Genomic DNA, 17,390 nt, shown 5'->3' with positions numbered 1-17,390 from the left:
CCGGATGAGGAGTGCCATGCCCGTGCACACCCGACGTCACGCCCTCGCGGTCCTGGCGGTCGCCACCGCCTTGCTGGCCGCGGCGACCCCGGCCACCGCGGCCCCCGCTCCGGCGGAGCTGCCGAGCCTGGGCGCGGACTTCCACTGGGGCGTGGCCGCGTCCGGATTCCAGAGCGAAGGGCATGCGCCCGACAGCAATTGGCGGCGCTACGTGGTCACCCATCCCGACTACGACCCCTACGGCGACAGCGTCGACTTCTACAACCGCTACGCCTCCGATATCGTGCTGGCCAGGGATCTGGGTGTGGACACCTACCGGCTCGGCGTCGAGTGGGCGCGGGTGCAGCCGCGGCCGGACGAGTGGGACGCCGACGGATTCGCGTTCTACGACAAGGTCATCGCCGCGGTCCGGGCGGCGGGGATGCGGCCGATGATCACCCTGGACCACTGGGTGTATCCGGGGTGGGAAGCCGATCGCGGCGGCTGGGGCAATCCGGGCATGGTCGAGGACTGGCTGACGAACATGCGGATGGTGGTCGACCGGTACGCGAGCGCGGACCCGATCTGGGTGACGATCAACGAGCCGTTCGCCTACATCATGAACGAGGTCCGCAACGGCGGGCTGCCCGCCGCCGAGGCGCTGACCATGCAGGCGCGACTGGCCCAGGCGCACAACAGCATCTACGACCGCATCCACGCCCGGCAGCCCGGTGCGATGGTGACCAGCAATGTGGCCTACGTGCCCGCCGCGGATCCGCTGGTCAACGGCGGCATGCTCGACGCCATCGCGGCCAAGCTGGATTTCGTGGGCATCGACTACTACTACGGCCTGTCCCCCGACACCGCCGGCCAGTTCAGCGCGTTCGCGTCCTCGGAGCTGTGGAAACTGCCGTTGCAGGCCGACGGCATCTACTACACCTTGCGGCACTTCGCGCAGCGGTTCCCCGGTAAGCCGCTCTACATCGTCGAGAACGGCATGCCCACCGACAACGGTCAACCCCGCGCGGACGGCTACACCCGTGCCGACGACCTGCGCGACACCATCTACTGGCTGCAGCGCGCCCGGGCCGACGGCATGAACGTGATGGGCTACAACTACTGGAGTCTCACCGACAACTACGAGTGGGGCTCCTACGCACCGCGTTTCGGCCTCTACACCGTGGACGTGCGCACCGATCCGGCCCTGACCCGCAGGCCCACCGACGCCGTGGACGCCTATCGCGCCATCACCCACGACGCCGGTGTGCCGAGCGACTACCTGCCGACCCGGCCGCCCGCGGGCTGCTCGCTGGTCGATGCCCTCGCCAGCTGTGCCGACCCGGTGACGCTGCCGCGCTAGAGCGTCGCCGGGTGGTTGCACCGGACTGTGACTCCCCCTCCTGGAACCGCTTGGGCCACAGGCCGGTACATCACGAACGGTAGGCGGCGTGGGTGCGGCTCGACACCGAGATCATCAACGGGACCGTTATCGCAGCAGGTGAGGGCCGCGCGCCAGTTTTCCGGACCGGAAATCCGGCGCTGATCGGCGGGTCAGCCGCGCGCACCGGCCCCCGCGACACGCCCCTCACTGCCCCGGAATTCAGCTAATCGACAGCTACGCTCCGAATGGGACATTCCGACCAGGCGTCCCGGAGAAGGAGCCCCGATGCGCCGTCGCCTGCACCGACTAGTTCTAGCTGGGCTCGCCGCCGCCGCGACGCTGCTGCCGGTGGCCACCTCCGCCCACGCGACTCCCGCGCTGCCGCCCGCGACCCCGGGCACCCACGGCGGATTGGGCCCGGACTTCCTGTGGGGCGTGGCCGCGTCCGGCTTCCAGTCCGAAGGGCACGCCCCCGACAGCAACTGGATGAACTACATCGACGCCAATCCCGACTGGGACCGCTACCGCAACTCCATCGACTTCCGCTCCCGCTACCAGACCGACATCGCGCTGGCGGCGGGCTTGGGCTCGAAGGTGTTCCGCATCGGCATCGAATGGGCGCGCCTGCAGCCCGAACCCGGGGTCTGGGACGAGGAGGGCTTCGCCTTCTACGACCGCGTCATCGACGACATCGTGGCCAACGGCATGGAACCCATGCTGACGCTGGACCATTGGGTGTACCCGGGCTGGGCCGCCGAACGCGGCGGCTGGAACAACGACGCCATGGTCGGCGACTGGCTGGCCAATGCCCGCAAGGTGGTCGACCGCTACACCGCCCGCAATCCGGTGTGGGTGACGGTGAACGAGCCGGTCGCCTACATCATGCACGAGGTGCGCCAGAACGACACCGACGCCGACCAGATGCTCGACCGGGTCGCCCGGGTGCACAACGAGATCTACGACTACATCCACCAGGTGCAGCCCAAGGCGCTGGTCACCAGCAATGTCGGGTACGTGGCCGGGGCCGAGGCGCAGGTCAACGGGCCGCTCATGGAACGCATCGGCGACAAGCTCGACTTCATCGGCGTGGACTACTACTTCGGCTACGAGCCGCCCAAGGCCAATACGGTCAATATGCCCGACGGGTCGGTCGCACCGCCCGCCGGGATGTGGGACCTGCCCATCCGCCCCGAGGGCATCTACTATGCGCTGCAGCACTATTCGAAGATGTTCCCCGGCAAGCCGCTGTGGGTGGTGGAGAACGGCATGCCGACCGACAACGGCAAGCCCCGCGCCGACGGCTACACCCGCTCCGATCATCTGCGCGACACCGTGTACTGGCTGCAGCGCGCCAAGGCCGACGGCATGAACCTGATCGGCTACAACTACTGGAGCCTCACCGACAACTACGAGTGGGGTTCGTTCGCACCGCGTTTCGGCCTCTACACCGTGGACGTGCAGACCGATCCGAGCCTGACCCGCAAACCCACCGACGCGGTCGACACCTACCGGCAGATCATCACCGCCGGCGGGGTGCCCTCGGGCTACGAACCGGTGCGCTTCCCCTCCGACTGCAAGCTGGTCGATCCCCCGGCCAGCTGCGAGAACCCCGTCACCGTCCCCACCGCGGTCCCCGCGCCCTGATGCGGGCGCGGCGCGGTTCAGCGCCGGCGGACCGCGCGTTCGACCTCCTCGGCCAGGGTGGCGCCGCCGACCTCGCGGGCCGCGGCGAGGAACCGGTCCCGGAAGCGATCAAGATCCAGATCGATGCCCTCGCCGGTGTACTCCCGGCCCGACGCCTCGCGGACCACCCGGATCATCTCGTCGGCCAGGGTGGCGATGTGGGTGCGGATCAGCTTGCGCAGCACGCCCGACAACGCGATGTCGGTGCCCACGTCGTAGAGGATCAGCGCGCCGGTGAGCATGGCCGGTTCGGGCACCCGCCAGCGGGCGCCGAGCGGTTCGAGGTAGCCCTCGGACAGCAGGTCGTCGAGGATCTCGGGGCGGCGATCACCGAGCAACTCGGTCAGGGCGTCGTCGTCGAGGACCGTGCCGGTGTCGAGGTCGCCGCTGTAGCGCGGATCGAAGACCTCCCGCCAGTCGCCGTCACCGGGGACCTCGGCCTCGAACACCTCGCGGATCGCGTCCAGGCGCAACCCGCGCGCCTGCATGGCCGTGATGGCCCGCAGTCGTTCCAGGTGGTCGGGACCGTAGACCGCTTCCTTGCCCGCGCGACCGGGCTTGGGCAGCACGCCGACCGAGTGGTAGTAGCGGATGGTGCGGGCGGCGACACCGCTGAGTTCGGCGAGTTGCAGGCGGCTGTATCGGTCCACGCGAACAGCATAGATACCGCAACCCGGCCCAACGTTGACAGCCACAACTGTCCGCATTAGCGTAACCGCCGCCACACTGTCGACGACGACAAGGGAGTTCTCATGACCCAACGCGACACCGATTTCGACGTGCTCATCGTCGGGTCCGGTTTCGGCGGCAGTGTCAGCGCACTGCGCCTCACCGAGAAGGGCTATTCGGTCGGCGTGCTCGAGGCCGGTCAGCGCTTCGCCGACGACCAGCTCCCTGACACCAGCTGGGACCTGCGCAAGTTCCTGTGGGCCCCGAAGCTGGGCTGCTTCGGCATCCAGCGCATCCACCCGCTGCGCGATGTGCTGATCCTGGCTGGCGCGGGCGTGGGCGGCGGCTCCCTCAACTACGCCAACACCCTCTACGTGCCCCCGGCCCCGTTCTTCGCCGACCCGCAGTGGCGCGAGATCACCGACTGGCACGACGAGCTGATGCCCTATTACGAGCAGGCCCGCAAGATGCTCGGTGTCGTCACCAATCCGCACATGACTCCCGCGGACGAGGTGTTCAAGCAGGTCGCCGAGGACATGGGCGTGGGCGACACCTTCGTGCAGACCCCCGTCGGGGTGTTCTTCGGCGAGGCGGGCAAGACCGTGCCCGACCCGTACTTCGGCGGCGCGGGCCCCGAGCGCACCGGCTGCATCGAATGCGGCGAGTGCATGACCGGCTGCCGCCACAACGCCAAGAACACCCTGGTCAAGAACTACCTGTACCTGGCGGAAAAGGGTGGCGCGCAGGTGTTCCCGATGACCACGGTCACCACCGTGCGCCCGCTGCCCGACGGCACCTGGGACGTGGAGACCGAACGCACCGGCGCCTGGTTCCGCAAGCAGCCCAAGACCTACACCGCCAAGCACGTGGTGCTGGCCGCCGGCACCCGCGGCACCCAGCAGCTGTTGTTCGCCATGCGCGACAAGGGCGTCCTGCCGCAGCTGTCGTCGCGGCTGGGCGTGCTGACCCGCACCAACTCCGAGTCCATCCTGGGCGCGGCCACCCGCAAGGTGAACCCGGACGTCGACTTCACCCGCGGTGTGGCCATCACCTCCTCCATCCACCCGACCCCCGACACCCACATCGAGCCGGTCCGCTACGGCAAGGGCTCCAACTCGATGGGCCTGCTGCAGACGCTCATGGTCGACGGCGGCGGCAGCATCCCGCGCTGGCTGCGCTTCCTGGGCATCGTGCTGCGGCACCCGCTGATGCTGCTGCAGTTCATATCGGTGAAGAACTGGAGTGAGCGCACCATCATCTCGCTGGTCATGCAGCATCTGGACAACTCCATCACCACCTACACCAAGCGCGGGCTGTTCGGACGCAAGCTCACCTCCAAACAGGGCCACGGCGAACCGAATCCGACCTGGATCCCGGCCGGCAACGAGGTCACCCGCAAGGTCGCCGACACCATCGGCGGTGTCGCGGGCGGCACCTGGGGCGAGGTCTTCAACATTCCGCTGACCGCCCACTTCCTGGGCGGCGCGGCCATCGGCGCGGACGCCGACCACGGCGTCATCGACGCCTACCACCGCGTCTACGGCTATCCGACGCTCTCGGTCGTCGACGGCGCCGCGGTCTCGGCCAACCTGGGTGTGAATCCGTCGCTGACCATCACTGCCCAGGCCGAGCGCGCCGCGGCCATGTGGCCCAACAAGGGTCAGGTCGACACCCGCCCGGACCAGTCCGCGGGCTACGCCCGGATTGCACCCGTTGCACCGTTGCAGCCGATGGTCCCCGCCTCGGCCCCCGCGGCCCTGGTGCTGCCGATCGTCGAAATCCGTGGCGGCAGGTCCGAATCCACGCCCGCCTGACATCCCGCACATGGGTAGGGCCCCGGCCGATCGACGGCCGGGGCCCTACCCATGTCGTCATCAGAGCAGGTCTCGCTCGTGGCTGTAGACGAAAGTGACACCGCCGGTGGCGAAGTTGGGCACATCGGCGACCGCCGCCTGCCCCTGCGGGCTGGCGAGGACCGCCTCGAGCTCGGCGCGCGAATCGGCGTAGAGGCCCACGACGAGGTAGTAGGGCGAAGGCTGGCTGGGGTCGGCGCTCTCACCGTGGCCGATGGTCCACTTCTTCAGGCCGGTCATCTCCCGAGCGATCGGGATGTGGGTATTCCAGTAGTACTCGTCGAATGCTGTCGGATCCTGCGGATGTCCGTAGAGGATCGAGAGTCGGTACATCGCACCGAGGCTACGGGGCGATTCGGCTCAGTGGGCGTGGATGTGGGAGATGCCCATCGGGGAGGTCGGAGGCGGGACGTCGCCGATCGGGGCGCGGAATTCCTGGAGCGCGGCGAGGACGTCGACGTGACGCGCGGCGTAGCAGCGGACCTGGGGCAGGGCGTGGGCGACCTCGCTGCGTTCGAGGGGTTCGGCGTCGATGTAGCCGACCTGGCCCAGGCCCACACCGAGGGTTTCGGCGATACGGGCGATGGCGGCGGACTTGCGGCCCCAGCCGACCTCGACGGCGGCGAAGCGGTCGGCGACACCATGGCGGCGCAGTTGCTCGACCGTCCAGGCCCATTCACCGCGGGAGGCGACCGCGTGCATGACCCCGCGCTCGTTGAGGATGCGCAGTGAGCGCGCGGCCTCGGCGCGCAGCGCTCCGGCGGTGGAGTCGCACACCACCCCATCCCAGAGGGTGTTGTCGCACTCCCACACAAGCAGTTTCACGTTCGCGGCATTCATCGTTCCCCTACCAGTCAGCAACCATCCGGTACCAAGGGTGCCGGACGGTCCCCTCTTTCACGAACCGCCCCGCGCGTGACATCGTAGGGGCTGTCTGGGCCAATACACCAGCGCGGGCAAAACCGGAGCACCGAAGTGCGGGTCTGCCCTGCGTGTTCCGAGTGTGCGCGATTATCGCTGGTAGTTTCGGATCCGGGCCGGACGAATCGAACGAAAGGGGCGTATGCCCATGCGGCGGCGCTGGAAACTCGCGGGTGGCCCACCCGTGCTCGCGCTGGCACTGGTACTGACCGGTTGCGGCGCGGCCGAGGACTCGGCGCCGGTGGTGGTCAGTTCGCTGGGGCCGGTCGCGGCGACCGTCGCACCCGTGCAACCGGTGCCCACGGCGGCGGCGACGAGCGCCGCGGCCATCTCGAGCTCGGTGACGCCGACGGTGGACCCGATGGCCGATCAGGCGCTCATCGATCACACCGAGTGGACCGACGAGATCGACGGCCGCCGTTTGAAGATCTTCCCGACCCGCGCCGGACGCATCGATCTGTTCCCGACGGCCGGGGAGCGCGCCTGGGGCGAGGTGCTGGCGCTGGCTCCCGACGCGGACTCCCCCGGCATGTACGACCAGTTCCGATGCCACTGGGAGTGGGCGCGCGCGGTCGCGCCGGACAAGACCAGCTGGAACATCGAGCCGTGGCGGCCCGCGGTCGGGTACGACGCGACGGTGTCGGCGCTGTGCAACCCCGGCGGTCCCGAACGCTGAGCGGTTGTTCGATGCGGTAACGAAACCGGTTGCCCGCCAGAACCTTCCAGCCGATCGCCAAATGTGCGTATCGTTGGTGACGTCCAGCGCTCATTCCTGGGAGGGAGGGCAATGGTGCGCGCCTCGGCACCCGAGACCTCTACGCCCACGCCGCCCGCTGCCGCCCGGGGACCGGCGTACCCCAGCGTGCGCGCGCTGTTCCCGGCGCTGACCGAGGCCGCCGAGGTCTACCTCGATTCCGCCTCCACCACCCAGAAACCACGGCCGGTGATCGAGGCGGTGCACCGCTATCACCGCGAACGCACCGCCAATGCCGGACGCGGCACCTATCCGTGGGCCGGGGCGCTGACCGCCGAGGTGGCCGCCGTGCGCGCGGCGATGGCCGAATTCATCGGGGCCGCACCGGATGAGGTGGTGTTCACCGGCGGCGCCACGGCCGGGCTGAACGCGGTGGCGCTGTCGTGGGGGCTGGCGAATCTGCGTGACGGCGACGAGATCCTCTACAGCCCACGCGATCACGCCTCCAATGTGTATCCGTGGCAGCATCTGCGCGGCCTGCTGGCCCGGTTCGGGCGGCGTGTCGAGCTGGTGCCCTACCGGGTGAACGCGCTGGGCGAGGCCGATGTCGAGGACGTGGCGGCGCGGATCACCCCGCGCACGCGGTTGATCACCGTGGCACATCTGCACCACGTGTTCGGCGGGCTTTCCACCCTGGAGGAGTTGCGCGGGCGCATCGATCCGCGGATCGCGCTGTGTTTCGATTGCAGCCAGTCCGGCGGGCATCTGCCGGTGAACATGGCGGAGCTGAACGCCGATTTCGCGGTGTTCGCCGCGCACAAGATGTTCGGAGCACCGGGGACGGGCGTGCTCTATTGCCACCGCCGCCGACACAGTGAACTGCTGCCGTTTCTACCCGGTGGCAATTCGGGAGTGTCACTGGATGATTCGGGCCTGGTGGGTGGGGCGATGCCGCAGCTGCTGGAGGGCGGCACCCACAACCTGCCCGGGATCCTCGCCCTCGGCGCGGCCCTCGAGGTGCTGGGCGAACTGGGCCTCGACACGATCACCGCCCACAATCGGGCACTCACGCAGCGCTTGATCGCGAGCCTTCGCCCGATCACCGGCGTCGAGTTCACGCCCGGCCCGGCGTACGCGCCGTGCGAAACCGGGTACGGGATCGTGTCTTTCACCGTCGCCGGGATCAGCGCCACCGACCTGGGGTTCGTGCTCAGCGAGCTGGGCTTCCTGGTCCGCACCGGCGCCCACTGCGTCCCCACCGGCGGTGCGGCGGCCGACGAGGATTCGGTGCGGGTGAGCACGCACGTCTACACCACCGTCGACGAGATCGACCGGTTCACCGAGTGTGTCGCCACGATTGCCGAGGAGGTCTCGTGACCAAGTCAGGCCCCGAACCCCGCTACGAACGCCGCGCCGCCTCCCGGGTGCTGGCCGGACTGGCCCGGCCCGGACTGGGCGCGGCCCCGGTACCGCCGCCCCCGCGCCGCGTCGAATACACCTGCACGCCGCTGGCTTCGGAGTCCGGCTCGCATCTGACGCTGTCGCAGCGGCTGTATCTGGAACGGTTCATGCGCCCGTGCCGCGCCGACCAGGTGACCAGCGCGACCCACCGCATCACCTGGACCGACAGCGACGGCATCCCCAATACCGGGCATTTCCGCACCGGCGGGCTGGGCCCGGTCGTGCCGATCGCCATGCGCGAGACGGTGCTGACACTGTGGCACGCCCTCGACGCCGATCCCGCACTGGCCAAGCGCGTGACCAAGCTCGGCCCGCGCGAACAGGCGGTGCTCGACGGCACCACCACCGATCACGAACCACACGAGATCTTCCGAGTGGGCATCGAGGCGGCGGGACGGGCGCTGGCTCAGCACGCGCTGCTGGCGCGCGAGACGCCCTATCGCACCCCCGCCGAGTTCGCGGTGGGCATGCGCGATTCGGGCATCTACGCCGCCGTGGCGACGCGCTGGTTCTGGGAGTTACAGGCCTCGAGCTACCGGCGCGGCATGATCGCGGTCACCCTGACCACCCAACCCGATGGGACCGTGCGGTATTCGGCGGAGACGGTGGCGACGCTGCGCGCCATGAAGGACATGACCATCGAGGACGCGCACCGGGTCATGCGCCGCGCCACCCAAGTCGAGGGATTGAGCGTCGCCGAGGCGATCGCCAAGTATCACGACGAGCTGGATCTGATCTCGCGCCAGTACGCGCTGCTGCCGCCGGGCACCCGCCCGGCGTGTCTGGCCGCCATGCCGCATCAGCTCGACGGCGCGCACTACAGCATTCTGCCGCTGGTCGTCGACCGGTTCACCGAGGTGTTCACCCATATCGTGGACGGGATCACGGTGGCCCAGGTGGCGGCCGAAACCGGGTCGGAGACCCGTGAACTGGCCGCCGAGGACCAGGTGTTCTATGTCCCGGACATGACGTGCAAGCACTGCGTGCGCACCATCGGCGGGGTGCTGGACGCGATGGGCATCGGGGTCGGCGACATCGATCTGGTCAGCAAGCGGGTGGTCGCGGAGTTCCGCAGTCCCCGCAACCGGCATCGCGCCTTCGAGGCGCTGCGCGACAGCGGCTACAACCCGACTCTGGTCACGCCCGCGCCCGCGACCAGCGAAACCGCCGTATGACGGCTGCGGCGCCGCCGGGGTTGCCGGCGAAGATGCATGCGCTGGTGTCGGAATTCCTGGCCACGCCGGGCGTGGTCCAGGACGTGGTCGCCGAGTTCGGATCACCGGCGCACCTGGTGTTTCCGCAGGTGTTCGCGCAGAACCTGGACCGCTTGCGGACGGTGCTGGCGGCGCGGACCACGGGTTTCCGGATCTGCTACGCGCACAAGGTGAATCAGTCGTGCGCGTTCGTGGCGACCGCGCATGCCGCGGGTATCGGCATCGATGTGGCCTCGGAGGCGGAGCTGCTGGGGGCGTTGAAGGCGGGATTCGAGCCCGATCGCATCGAAGTCACCGGTCCCAAGGGTGAGGGGCTGTTGCGCGCACTGGTCGGCACCGGGGTGACCATCAATGTCGATAATCTGTGGGAGCTGGAACGCATTGCGGCACTGTCGGATATCCCCGTGCCGGTTTTGGTGCGAATGTGCGGATTCCCGGGGACGCCGGTGAGCCGGTTCGGGGTGCCGTTGACCGAGAGCGACCAGCTCCTGCGGATGTTGTCGACCCGGCGGGATCGGATCGAGTTCCGCGGGTTCGCCTTTCACCTGGATTCGGGCGAACCGGCCGAACGGGTCCGGGCGGTGGAGAGCTGCCTGGAGTTGACCGAGCGGGCCTACGGGTACGGATTGACGCCGACGGTGCTGAATATCGGGGGCGGCTTCCGGCAGGTGTTCACCGCCGACGCGGGCGCATTCGATGCATACGTGCACGCGCTGCGCGAATCGCTGGTGGGTCGTGGCGCGCAGATGGCCTGGGGCGCCAACACTTTCGGCTTCCACGTCGAGGACGGCGCGGTGCACGGGACACCAGTTTTTCACAAATACGCCAACATTGTGGATGCCGACCGCATGCTCGCCGATCTCCTGGATACGGGCCTGGAATCGCAGGGCGGCCGCAGTTTTGCACAGGTGGCTGGGGAGAACCTCCTCGACATCTGGCTGGAGCCGGGCAAGGCCCTGGTCGACCACGCCGGAATCACCGTGGCGCGGGTGGAATTCGTGAAGCGGACCGCCGACGGGTCGACCCTGGTCAATCTGGATCTGAGCCGCGACACCGTCACCCCGGCCGATCAGGAGGTGATGGTCGACCCGATCCTCATCCCCGCCCGAACAGGCTCTGACCGGCCGGATTCCGTCCCCGGCGACCCGAATCCCGGTGCGGCGGGCGTGTTTCTGGCGGGGCGGCTGTGCCTGGAAAGGGACCTGATCACCAATCACAAAGTGTGGCTACCGCGGTATCCACAATCGGGGGATTTCGTGGTGTTCCCCAATACCGCCGCCTACCACATGGATCTGTCGGCCGCGCGGGCCTCGATGCATCCGGTGCCGCCGAAGGTGGCGGTGTCGCGCGAATCCGGGAAGTTCCGGGTGTGCCGCGACGTTGATTGGCACGAGGTGCACTGATGCGCTACGACCACATCACCGAGCTGATCGGCAATACCCCGCTGCTGCGGCTGGATCCGGCCGTGCACGGGCTCGCGCGGGTGGAGCTCTACGCGAAGCTCGAGTTCTACAACCCGTTCGGGTCGGTGAAGGATCGGGTGGCGTGGGGCATGATCCGCGACGACCTCGACGAGATCATCGCCGGGAAGCGGACGTTGATCGAGGCGTCGAGCGGCAATACCGCCAAGGCGTTGCGGGTGCTGGCGGCCTTGCACGGGATCGGTTTACGGGCGGTCACCAATCGGATCAAGGTCGCCGAGGTGCGAGACCTGTTGCAGCTGTTGGGGACCGATATCGAAGAATTGCCGGGTTTGTCGGAATGTCCTGATCCGACAGCCCCCAACGACGTGTACTCGGTCATCGAATCGACCATGGCCCGCGCACCCGGCGCCTGGTACCACCCCTCGCAGTACACGAGCGAGAAGAACATCGAGGCCCACCATCACGGAACCGGGCGCGAGATCCACGAGGACCTGGCGCGCGACGGCATCACCCGCGTCGACTATCTGATCGGCGGGCTCGGCACCACCGGGTCCACCCGCGGCACGGCGACCTTTCTGCGCAAACACAATCCGGAGTTGAAGACCGTCGCGGTGGTCTCCGAACGCGGCGACTTCATTCCCGGTATCCGCTCGGAGACCGAGATGTGGGATGTCGGCCTGTTCCAGCCCGACTTCTACGACCGCGTCATGGCGGTGGAGGCCGGGCGCGCGGTCGACGCCACGCTGAGCCTGGCCACCGGCCACGGGGTGCTCGCCGGGCCGACGAGCGGGGCGACCTATGCCGCGGCGCTGGAGTTCCTGGCTTCGGTGGAACCGCCCTCGGCGCAGGCGGATCCGATGGTCGCCGTGATCATCGTGTGCGATCGGCTCGAGCCGTACCTGTCCTACATCCGCAAGCGCCGCCCGGAACTGTTCGGCAAGCCCGGGCGCGCCCCGGCACCGGACGCGGCCGAACTCGCCGCCACCCCGGTGCTGTCTCCCGACGAGCTCGAGCAGCTCGATCGCACTGCCCGCCCGACCATCGTCGACACCCGTGGCGCGATGGCCTATCGGATCGCCCATGTGCCGGGCGCGTTGAACATCCGCGACGATCAGCTCGACGACATGCTCGTCCAGGGTGTTCCGTTCTCGCGGTCGCGGCCGGTGGTCTTCGTCTGCCCGGTCGGCGAGGTGTCGTTGCGGTTCGCGGCGCTGGCCCGCCGGGCCGGGTACGACGCGCACAGTCTGGCGGGCGGCATCACGGCCTGGCGTGACGCGGGCAAACCGATGGAATCCGCGCCTCGGCACAGTTGACGCCAATGTGGCGGAGCCCCAGTAATTTCGGCTGTGGCGACACAGCCCGGGCGATACGATTGCTGTGCTGCCGCATATGCACGGAACGAGGGGCGCTCGTGCTCGAACAGTTCTCGCAGTTCTTCTCCCCACTGTGGACCCCGTTCTCCAATCGGGTGCTCGCACCGCTGCTGAAGCGCGTACCGGCGTGGGCGCTGGCGGTGATCGTGGTGGCGGTGGCCGCCGCGGTGATCGTCACGCCGTTGATCGTCAATGTCGTCGGTGATCGCACCCAGTCCTCGACCGCGCCGAGCGTGCCCGCGTCCACCTCGATCGGCGGGCTGGATCTCGCGCAGTACTGCGTCTCCTACGGGTACGGCCAGGTCGACGGCCAGTCGTGTGAGGCGGTCATCGATTTGGGCAAGGCGTGCGACTGGCAGTACAAGCAGACCGGTCTGCACATGTCCTTCTCGATGAACGACCCCTACAGCGGCATGTGCTTCACCGCCGAACAGGCGGCCAAGGGCGGCATCCGGGATATGCCCGGCTACTGCAAGGCGACGTACCCGACGAGCAACGAGGTGCGACCGGCCGTCATCGACAAGACCACCTGGGTGTGCCAAGCACCGATCGACATGCAGATCGCGTGCATTTGGCAATACCAATCGCCGAAGGTGGAGGCCCGCAAGGACGGCGAGACCTGGATCTGCGTCAAACAGACGCCCTGATCCGACACGCGAATTCCGTTGAGCACCACCGCCACCGGGCGCCGCCCGCGAACCCGGCGGGAACGGTGAGCTGCTGGACTCTGCACTTCCGGCTTCGGGGCGCTATGGTGCCTGGGGTCGAATTCAACAGTGTTGCCAGGAGTTTCACCATCAGTATCGAGCGCGCCGCGGGTCCGGAAACCGACCTGCGCATCACCCTCACCGTCTGTCATGCCGCCACCGTGCTGTGTTTCTCGGCGGGTGTCGTCTCCATCCTGGTCGGCTCCTACACCGGCGCCGGTCCGATGCTCAATATGGTCGGCGTGGTGCTGTGGGTGGTGGCGCTGGCCGCGCGCATCGGGGTCTTCGCGATCACCCGGTCACGCTCGGGCCACGCCGACTGACCCTTCCGCGGTGCCGCTGCCGGAATCGGACACCACGACTGGCACGATGATCACGTGGAGTGGGCGTTCGGACTCGTGGTGCTGGTGTCGGTCGCGGTCGCACTGGCGGCCGGTGCGCGCCGGCTGGGGTTGGGTGAGCCGTTCGTGCTCACCGTGGCCGGGGTAATCGCGTCGTATCTGCCGTTCGTGCCCGAGTTCGACATCGAGCCCGAACTGGTGTTGCTGGGGTTGCTGCCGCCGCTGCTGTACACGACGGCGATCCGCACTTCGCTGGTGGATTTCCGGCCGAAGAAGACCTCGATCACGCTGCTGTCGGTGGGGTTGGTGTTGTTCACCGCGTTCGCGGTGGGCGCGGTGGTGTATTGGCTGCTGCCGGTGCCGTTCTCCGCGGCGGTGGCGATCGGCGCGATCGTGGCCCCGCCGGACGCGGTCGCGGCGACCGCGGTGGCGCGGCGGGTGGGGATGCCGCGCCGGATCGTGACCCTGCTCGAGGGCGAGTCGCTGTTCAACGACGCGACCGCGCTGGTGACCCTGCGGACCGCGGTCGCGGCCATGGCGGGCAGTGTGACGCTGTGGCAGGCAGGCGCGAGTTTCATCGGCGCGGCCGGCGGCGGCGCGCTGATCGGGGTGGCCGCGGCGATGATCTTGGCGTTCCTGCGCCGCCGGATCACCGATCCGGTGCTGGACACGAGCGTGTCGCTGCTGGCGCCGTGGATCGCGTATCTGCCCGCGGAGTCGGTGCACGCCTCGGGCGTGATCGCGGTGGTGACCTGCGGTCTGATCCTGGGTCACGGTGCGCCGCACTGGCAGAGCGCGGCTTCCCGCATCGCCGAGCACACCAATTGGCGGACCATCGCGTTCATTCTGGAGTCCGCGGTGTTCCTGCTGATCGGATTGCAGGTGCGCCACATCGTGGAGGCCGCCTGGCACAGCGACCTGCCGCATTCGACGCTGCTGTGGACGTGCGCGGCGGTGCTGGTGACGGTGATCGTGGTGCGGCCGGTGTGGGTGTTCCCGGCGACGTACGCGGCCTGGCAGGTCGAGGGGCGGCGGCGGGGGAAACCCAAGCCGGAGTGGACCGGACCGGCGGTGGTGGCGTGGGCCGGCATGCGCGGCGTGGTGACGTTGGCGGCGGCGCTGCTGCTGCCCGCCGACACCCCGGAACTGGACACGCTGCGGCTGCTGGCGGTCGTGGTGGTGGGCGGAACGCTGCTGTTGCAAGGACTCTCACTGCCGTGGCTGGTGCGGATGCTGCGCCTGCGCGGACCCAGCCGGGCCGAGGACCTGTTGCAGGAGGCGAATCTGCTGCAGCAGGCGACGACGGCGGGGTTGAAGGCGCTCGAGGAGAACATCGCGCCCGAGACGCCGCCGGATGTGGTGGACTCTCTGCGCAACCGGGTGGTGGTGCGGGCGCAGTCGGCGTGGGAGCTGTTGGGGCGCTCCGAATCCCAGCGGGTGACCCCCAGCGGCGAGTATCGGCGGCTGCGGCTGGCGATGCTGGCGGCCGAGCGGGAGACGGTGCTGCGGATCCGCGATGCGGGGCAGGTCGATCAGGAGGTGTTGCAGGCGGTGATGGCCGCCCTCGACATCGAGGAGTCCACCATCGACCGGGTCGCCGAGGCCGAGGACGACGACGGGCTGGTTTTGCGGGCGCCGATGCCGCCGGGCGCGTGCGAGCACTTGCGGGAGGCGCCGTGCGTGCGGGTGCCCGATACCCCGGACGCCTGCGGGGAATGCCTCGACGAGGGTCTGGTGTGGGTGCACCTGCGGATGTGCCTGGAGTGCGGGCATGTGGCGTGCTGCGACTCCTCGCCGGGCAATCACGCGACCAAGCATTTCGACAACACCGGGCATCCGGTGATCCGCAGTGTGGAGCCGGGTGAATCGTGGCGCTGGTGCTATCTGGACGAGCTGCTGGGCTGACCCACCCCTTGACTTTCCCACCGGGAAAGTGGAGTCTTACTTTCCAAGTAGGAAAGTGAGGAGTCATCATGGACGGCATCACTCCGGAGCAGGCGCGTTCGGCACTCGACGCGGCCGGGCAGGCACGCCGGAAAATCGCCGCCGAGGTCGGATTGCCCCGCGGTTATTGGTGGGGAATGGCCTGCGGCTGGCTGGCTTTGGGAGTCCTGGGCGATCTGGGCCCGGACTGGCTGGTGGCGGTCGCGACCTTGGTGTTCGGGGCCGGGCACGCGACGGTGGCGTCGCGACTGCTCGACGGCCGCCGCCGCACCGGCGGGGTCCAGGTCAGCGCGGAGGTCGCCGGGCGGCGCACGCCCCTGGTCGTGATCGGCATGCTGGTGGGCCTGGTCGCGCTGACCGTGGCCGCGGCGATCGCCCTCGACGCCGATGGGGCGCGGCATCCGCGCATCTGGTCGGCGCTGCTGGCGGCCGCGGTCATCGGCTTCGGCGGGCCGGAGTTGCTGGCGGCGGGGCGGCGGTGGGTGCGCGCGTGAGCGAGGCCCGTTTCGACGAACTGATCCACCCGAGCACGCGGCTGACGCTGGTGGCCACGCTCGCGGCGGCCGACTGGGCGGAGTTCGCGTTCCTCAAAGAGCGCCTGGGACTGTCGGATTCGGCACTGTCCAAGCAGTTGGCGACCCTCGAGGAGGCCGGGTACGTCAGTACCGAGCGCCGCCTCGAGGGCAGTCGCCGCAAGGTGCGCGCCCGCTTGACCGCCGCCGGGCGCAGCGCCTTCGACGGGCACATCGCGGCATTGCGCGAGATCGTGGCGGGCGCGACCGCGCCCGGCGAGCCGCTCGGGTAGACGGGCGCGGTTGGTCAGGTGCGGGCCGGGCGGCGGGCGGCCTGTTCGCCGTGCGCGGGGCGGCGCTGCTGGGGCGGTTCGGGGCGCGCCTGGCGGCGCTGGGGCTCCTCGGCGCGAGCCGGACGGCGCGGCGGTTCCTCGGTCCGCGACTGGCGGCGTGTCGGCTGCTCGGCCGCGCGCCACTGGTGATGCTCGGCGAGTTCGTAGTGCTCGGCCTCAGGATGCTCGGGCCCGCCGTTGCGGTCGGCCATGGCGCGGGCCGACCACCGGATGGCGTAGGCGACCCAGAAGCAGGGCAATGAGGCGGCCAGGAAGATCGCTCCCGCGGCGAGCAATCCGGAGCCGACGCCGAGCACCAGCAACTCCCAGCGCGGGTAACAGGTGGCGGTGCCGGTGCAGTCGCCGTAGGTCCGCTGGCCGTACTCCCAGGCGAACAGGCCCACGCCCGAGCCGACGGTCGATGCGAGCAGGAAGTTGGCGATGTACCAGCAGCGCACTAGTTTTCGGGCGAAGATGAGCGCGCCGAGCTGTCCGGAACCGAGGCTGTCCGCGATATCGTCCCCGACGCCCAGATGTCGGCCCCAGCCCGACGGCTCGATGGGCTCGGCTACGTCGGAGTTACTGGCATACCGGCTTGCGGTCATCCTGGACGATCCTTCTGCTCCTCGAACAGTCCACCGGCACAGGTTGATTCGCAATGCCTACCCGACTGAATCCGAACTGGGTCGATCATTGCAGCGTCTCGGCATTCGCGTCGTCCTTGTGGCGGAATCGGCGCTTATGAGACGGCGTCGCCGGGCCGGGATCGGGGTCGGCCCGGCGGCGCCGGGGGTGGCGGCGCCCGCGGCGCGGCGGGGGCGCGGGAGGCGGGAGTTCGGAAGAGCGTCGTGGGGGGGGGGAGGGGTATAGAATGTTTGGAGGTGTAGGTGGGGGGCGGGTCG

Annotated in this window: 17 protein-coding genes; 13 read left to right on the top strand and 4 right to left on the bottom strand. The window is 69.0% G+C overall.

The window, feature by feature from the left end; genetic code table 11:
• Positions 1 to 16: 16 nt before the first annotated feature.
• Positions 17 to 1,339, top strand: coding sequence for a family 1 glycosylhydrolase (locus ACWEOI_RS32435; protein WP_452362058.1), 1,323 nt, complete (start codon positions 17 to 19; stop codon positions 1,337 to 1,339).
• A 306-nt stretch (positions 1,340 to 1,645) separates the two neighbouring features.
• Positions 1,646 to 3,004, top strand: a complete 1,359-nt coding sequence (locus ACWEOI_RS32430; protein WP_452362057.1) for a family 1 glycosylhydrolase — start codon at positions 1,646 to 1,648, stop codon at positions 3,002 to 3,004.
• Positions 3,005 to 3,021: 17 nt separating this feature from the next.
• Here ACWEOI_RS32430 and ACWEOI_RS32425 read toward each other — a convergent pair whose 3' ends face one another.
• Positions 3,022 to 3,693, bottom strand: a complete 672-nt coding sequence (locus tag ACWEOI_RS32425) for a MerR family transcriptional regulator (protein ID WP_433673153.1) — start codon at positions 3,691 to 3,693, stop codon at positions 3,022 to 3,024.
• A gap of 102 nt (positions 3,694 to 3,795) precedes the next feature.
• Here ACWEOI_RS32425 and ACWEOI_RS32420 point away from each other — a divergent pair, with 102 nt between their 5' ends.
• Entirely contained in the window at positions 3,796 to 5,526 is a 1,731-nt protein-coding gene (locus ACWEOI_RS32420) for a GMC oxidoreductase (protein WP_452362056.1), read from the top strand.
• 60 nt (positions 5,527 to 5,586) lie between these two features.
• Here ACWEOI_RS32420 and ACWEOI_RS32415 read toward each other — a convergent pair whose 3' ends face one another.
• A complete protein-coding gene (locus tag ACWEOI_RS32415; protein WP_452362055.1) occupies positions 5,587 to 5,898 on the bottom strand; it encodes an EthD family reductase in 312 nt (103 codons plus the stop codon).
• A 27-nt stretch (positions 5,899 to 5,925) separates the two neighbouring features.
• Entirely contained in the window at positions 5,926 to 6,390 is a 465-nt protein-coding gene (locus ACWEOI_RS32410) for a hypothetical protein (protein ID WP_357082114.1), read from the bottom strand.
• 238 nt (positions 6,391 to 6,628) lie between these two features.
• Between ACWEOI_RS32410 and ACWEOI_RS32405 the strand changes: the two genes are divergently transcribed.
• The 10 genes from ACWEOI_RS32405 (at position 6,629) to ACWEOI_RS32360 (ending at position 16,449) form a co-directional block, all read left to right on the top strand.
• Positions 6,629 to 7,162: a DUF2599 domain-containing protein gene (locus ACWEOI_RS32405; RefSeq protein WP_452362054.1), complete on the top strand. Its 534-nt coding sequence runs from the start codon at positions 6,629 to 6,631 to the stop codon at positions 7,160 to 7,162.
• A 114-nt stretch (positions 7,163 to 7,276) separates the two neighbouring features.
• A complete protein-coding gene (locus ACWEOI_RS32400; protein ID WP_452362053.1) occupies positions 7,277 to 8,557 on the top strand; it encodes an aminotransferase class V-fold PLP-dependent enzyme in 1,281 nt (426 codons plus the stop codon).
• Entirely contained in the window at positions 8,554 to 9,816 is a 1,263-nt protein-coding gene (locus ACWEOI_RS32395; RefSeq protein WP_452362052.1) for a heavy-metal-associated domain-containing protein, read from the top strand. Before ACWEOI_RS32400 ends, ACWEOI_RS32395 begins: the two co-directional genes overlap by 4 nt.
• A gap of 32 nt (positions 9,817 to 9,848) precedes the next feature.
• Positions 9,849 to 11,258, top strand: coding sequence for a decarboxylase (locus ACWEOI_RS32390; protein ID WP_452362051.1), 1,410 nt, complete (start codon positions 9,849 to 9,851; stop codon positions 11,256 to 11,258).
• Complete coding sequence (locus tag ACWEOI_RS32385; protein WP_433673146.1) at positions 11,258 to 12,592, top strand: pyridoxal-phosphate dependent enzyme; 1,335 nt, start codon at positions 11,258 to 11,260, stop codon at positions 12,590 to 12,592. The genes ACWEOI_RS32390 and ACWEOI_RS32385 overlap by 1 nt, the downstream gene beginning before the upstream one ends.
• Positions 12,593 to 12,690: 98 nt before the next feature.
• On the top strand, positions 12,691 to 13,299 hold the full coding sequence (locus tag ACWEOI_RS32380; protein ID WP_452362050.1) for a hypothetical protein: 609 nt from the start codon (positions 12,691 to 12,693) through the stop codon (positions 13,297 to 13,299).
• 107 nt (positions 13,300 to 13,406) lie between these two features.
• Positions 13,407 to 13,682: a hypothetical protein gene (locus tag ACWEOI_RS32375; protein WP_433673144.1), complete on the top strand. Its 276-nt coding sequence runs from the start codon at positions 13,407 to 13,409 to the stop codon at positions 13,680 to 13,682.
• Between the two features lie 54 nt (positions 13,683 to 13,736).
• Complete coding sequence (locus tag ACWEOI_RS32370; protein ID WP_452362049.1) at positions 13,737 to 15,605, top strand: Na+/H+ antiporter; 1,869 nt, start codon at positions 13,737 to 13,739, stop codon at positions 15,603 to 15,605.
• A gap of 68 nt (positions 15,606 to 15,673) precedes the next feature.
• Positions 15,674 to 16,138: a hypothetical protein gene (locus ACWEOI_RS32365; protein WP_452362048.1), complete on the top strand. Its 465-nt coding sequence runs from the start codon at positions 15,674 to 15,676 to the stop codon at positions 16,136 to 16,138.
• Entirely contained in the window at positions 16,135 to 16,449 is a 315-nt protein-coding gene (locus ACWEOI_RS32360) for a transcriptional regulator (protein ID WP_433673141.1), read from the top strand. Before ACWEOI_RS32365 ends, ACWEOI_RS32360 begins: the two co-directional genes overlap by 4 nt.
• A 14-nt stretch (positions 16,450 to 16,463) precedes the next feature.
• Here the strand turns inward: ACWEOI_RS32360 and ACWEOI_RS32355 are convergent, their stop codons facing one another.
• Positions 16,464 to 17,093, bottom strand: coding sequence for a hypothetical protein (locus tag ACWEOI_RS32355; RefSeq protein WP_452362047.1), 630 nt, complete (start codon positions 17,091 to 17,093; stop codon positions 16,464 to 16,466).
• Between the last annotated feature and the right edge of the window lie 297 nt (positions 17,094 to 17,390).

It is taken from the genome of Nocardia sp. NPDC004340 (assembly GCF_053602575.1).
Note: the sequence above shows the minus strand (reverse complement) of the source record. Positions and strands in the feature narration are given on the sequence as shown.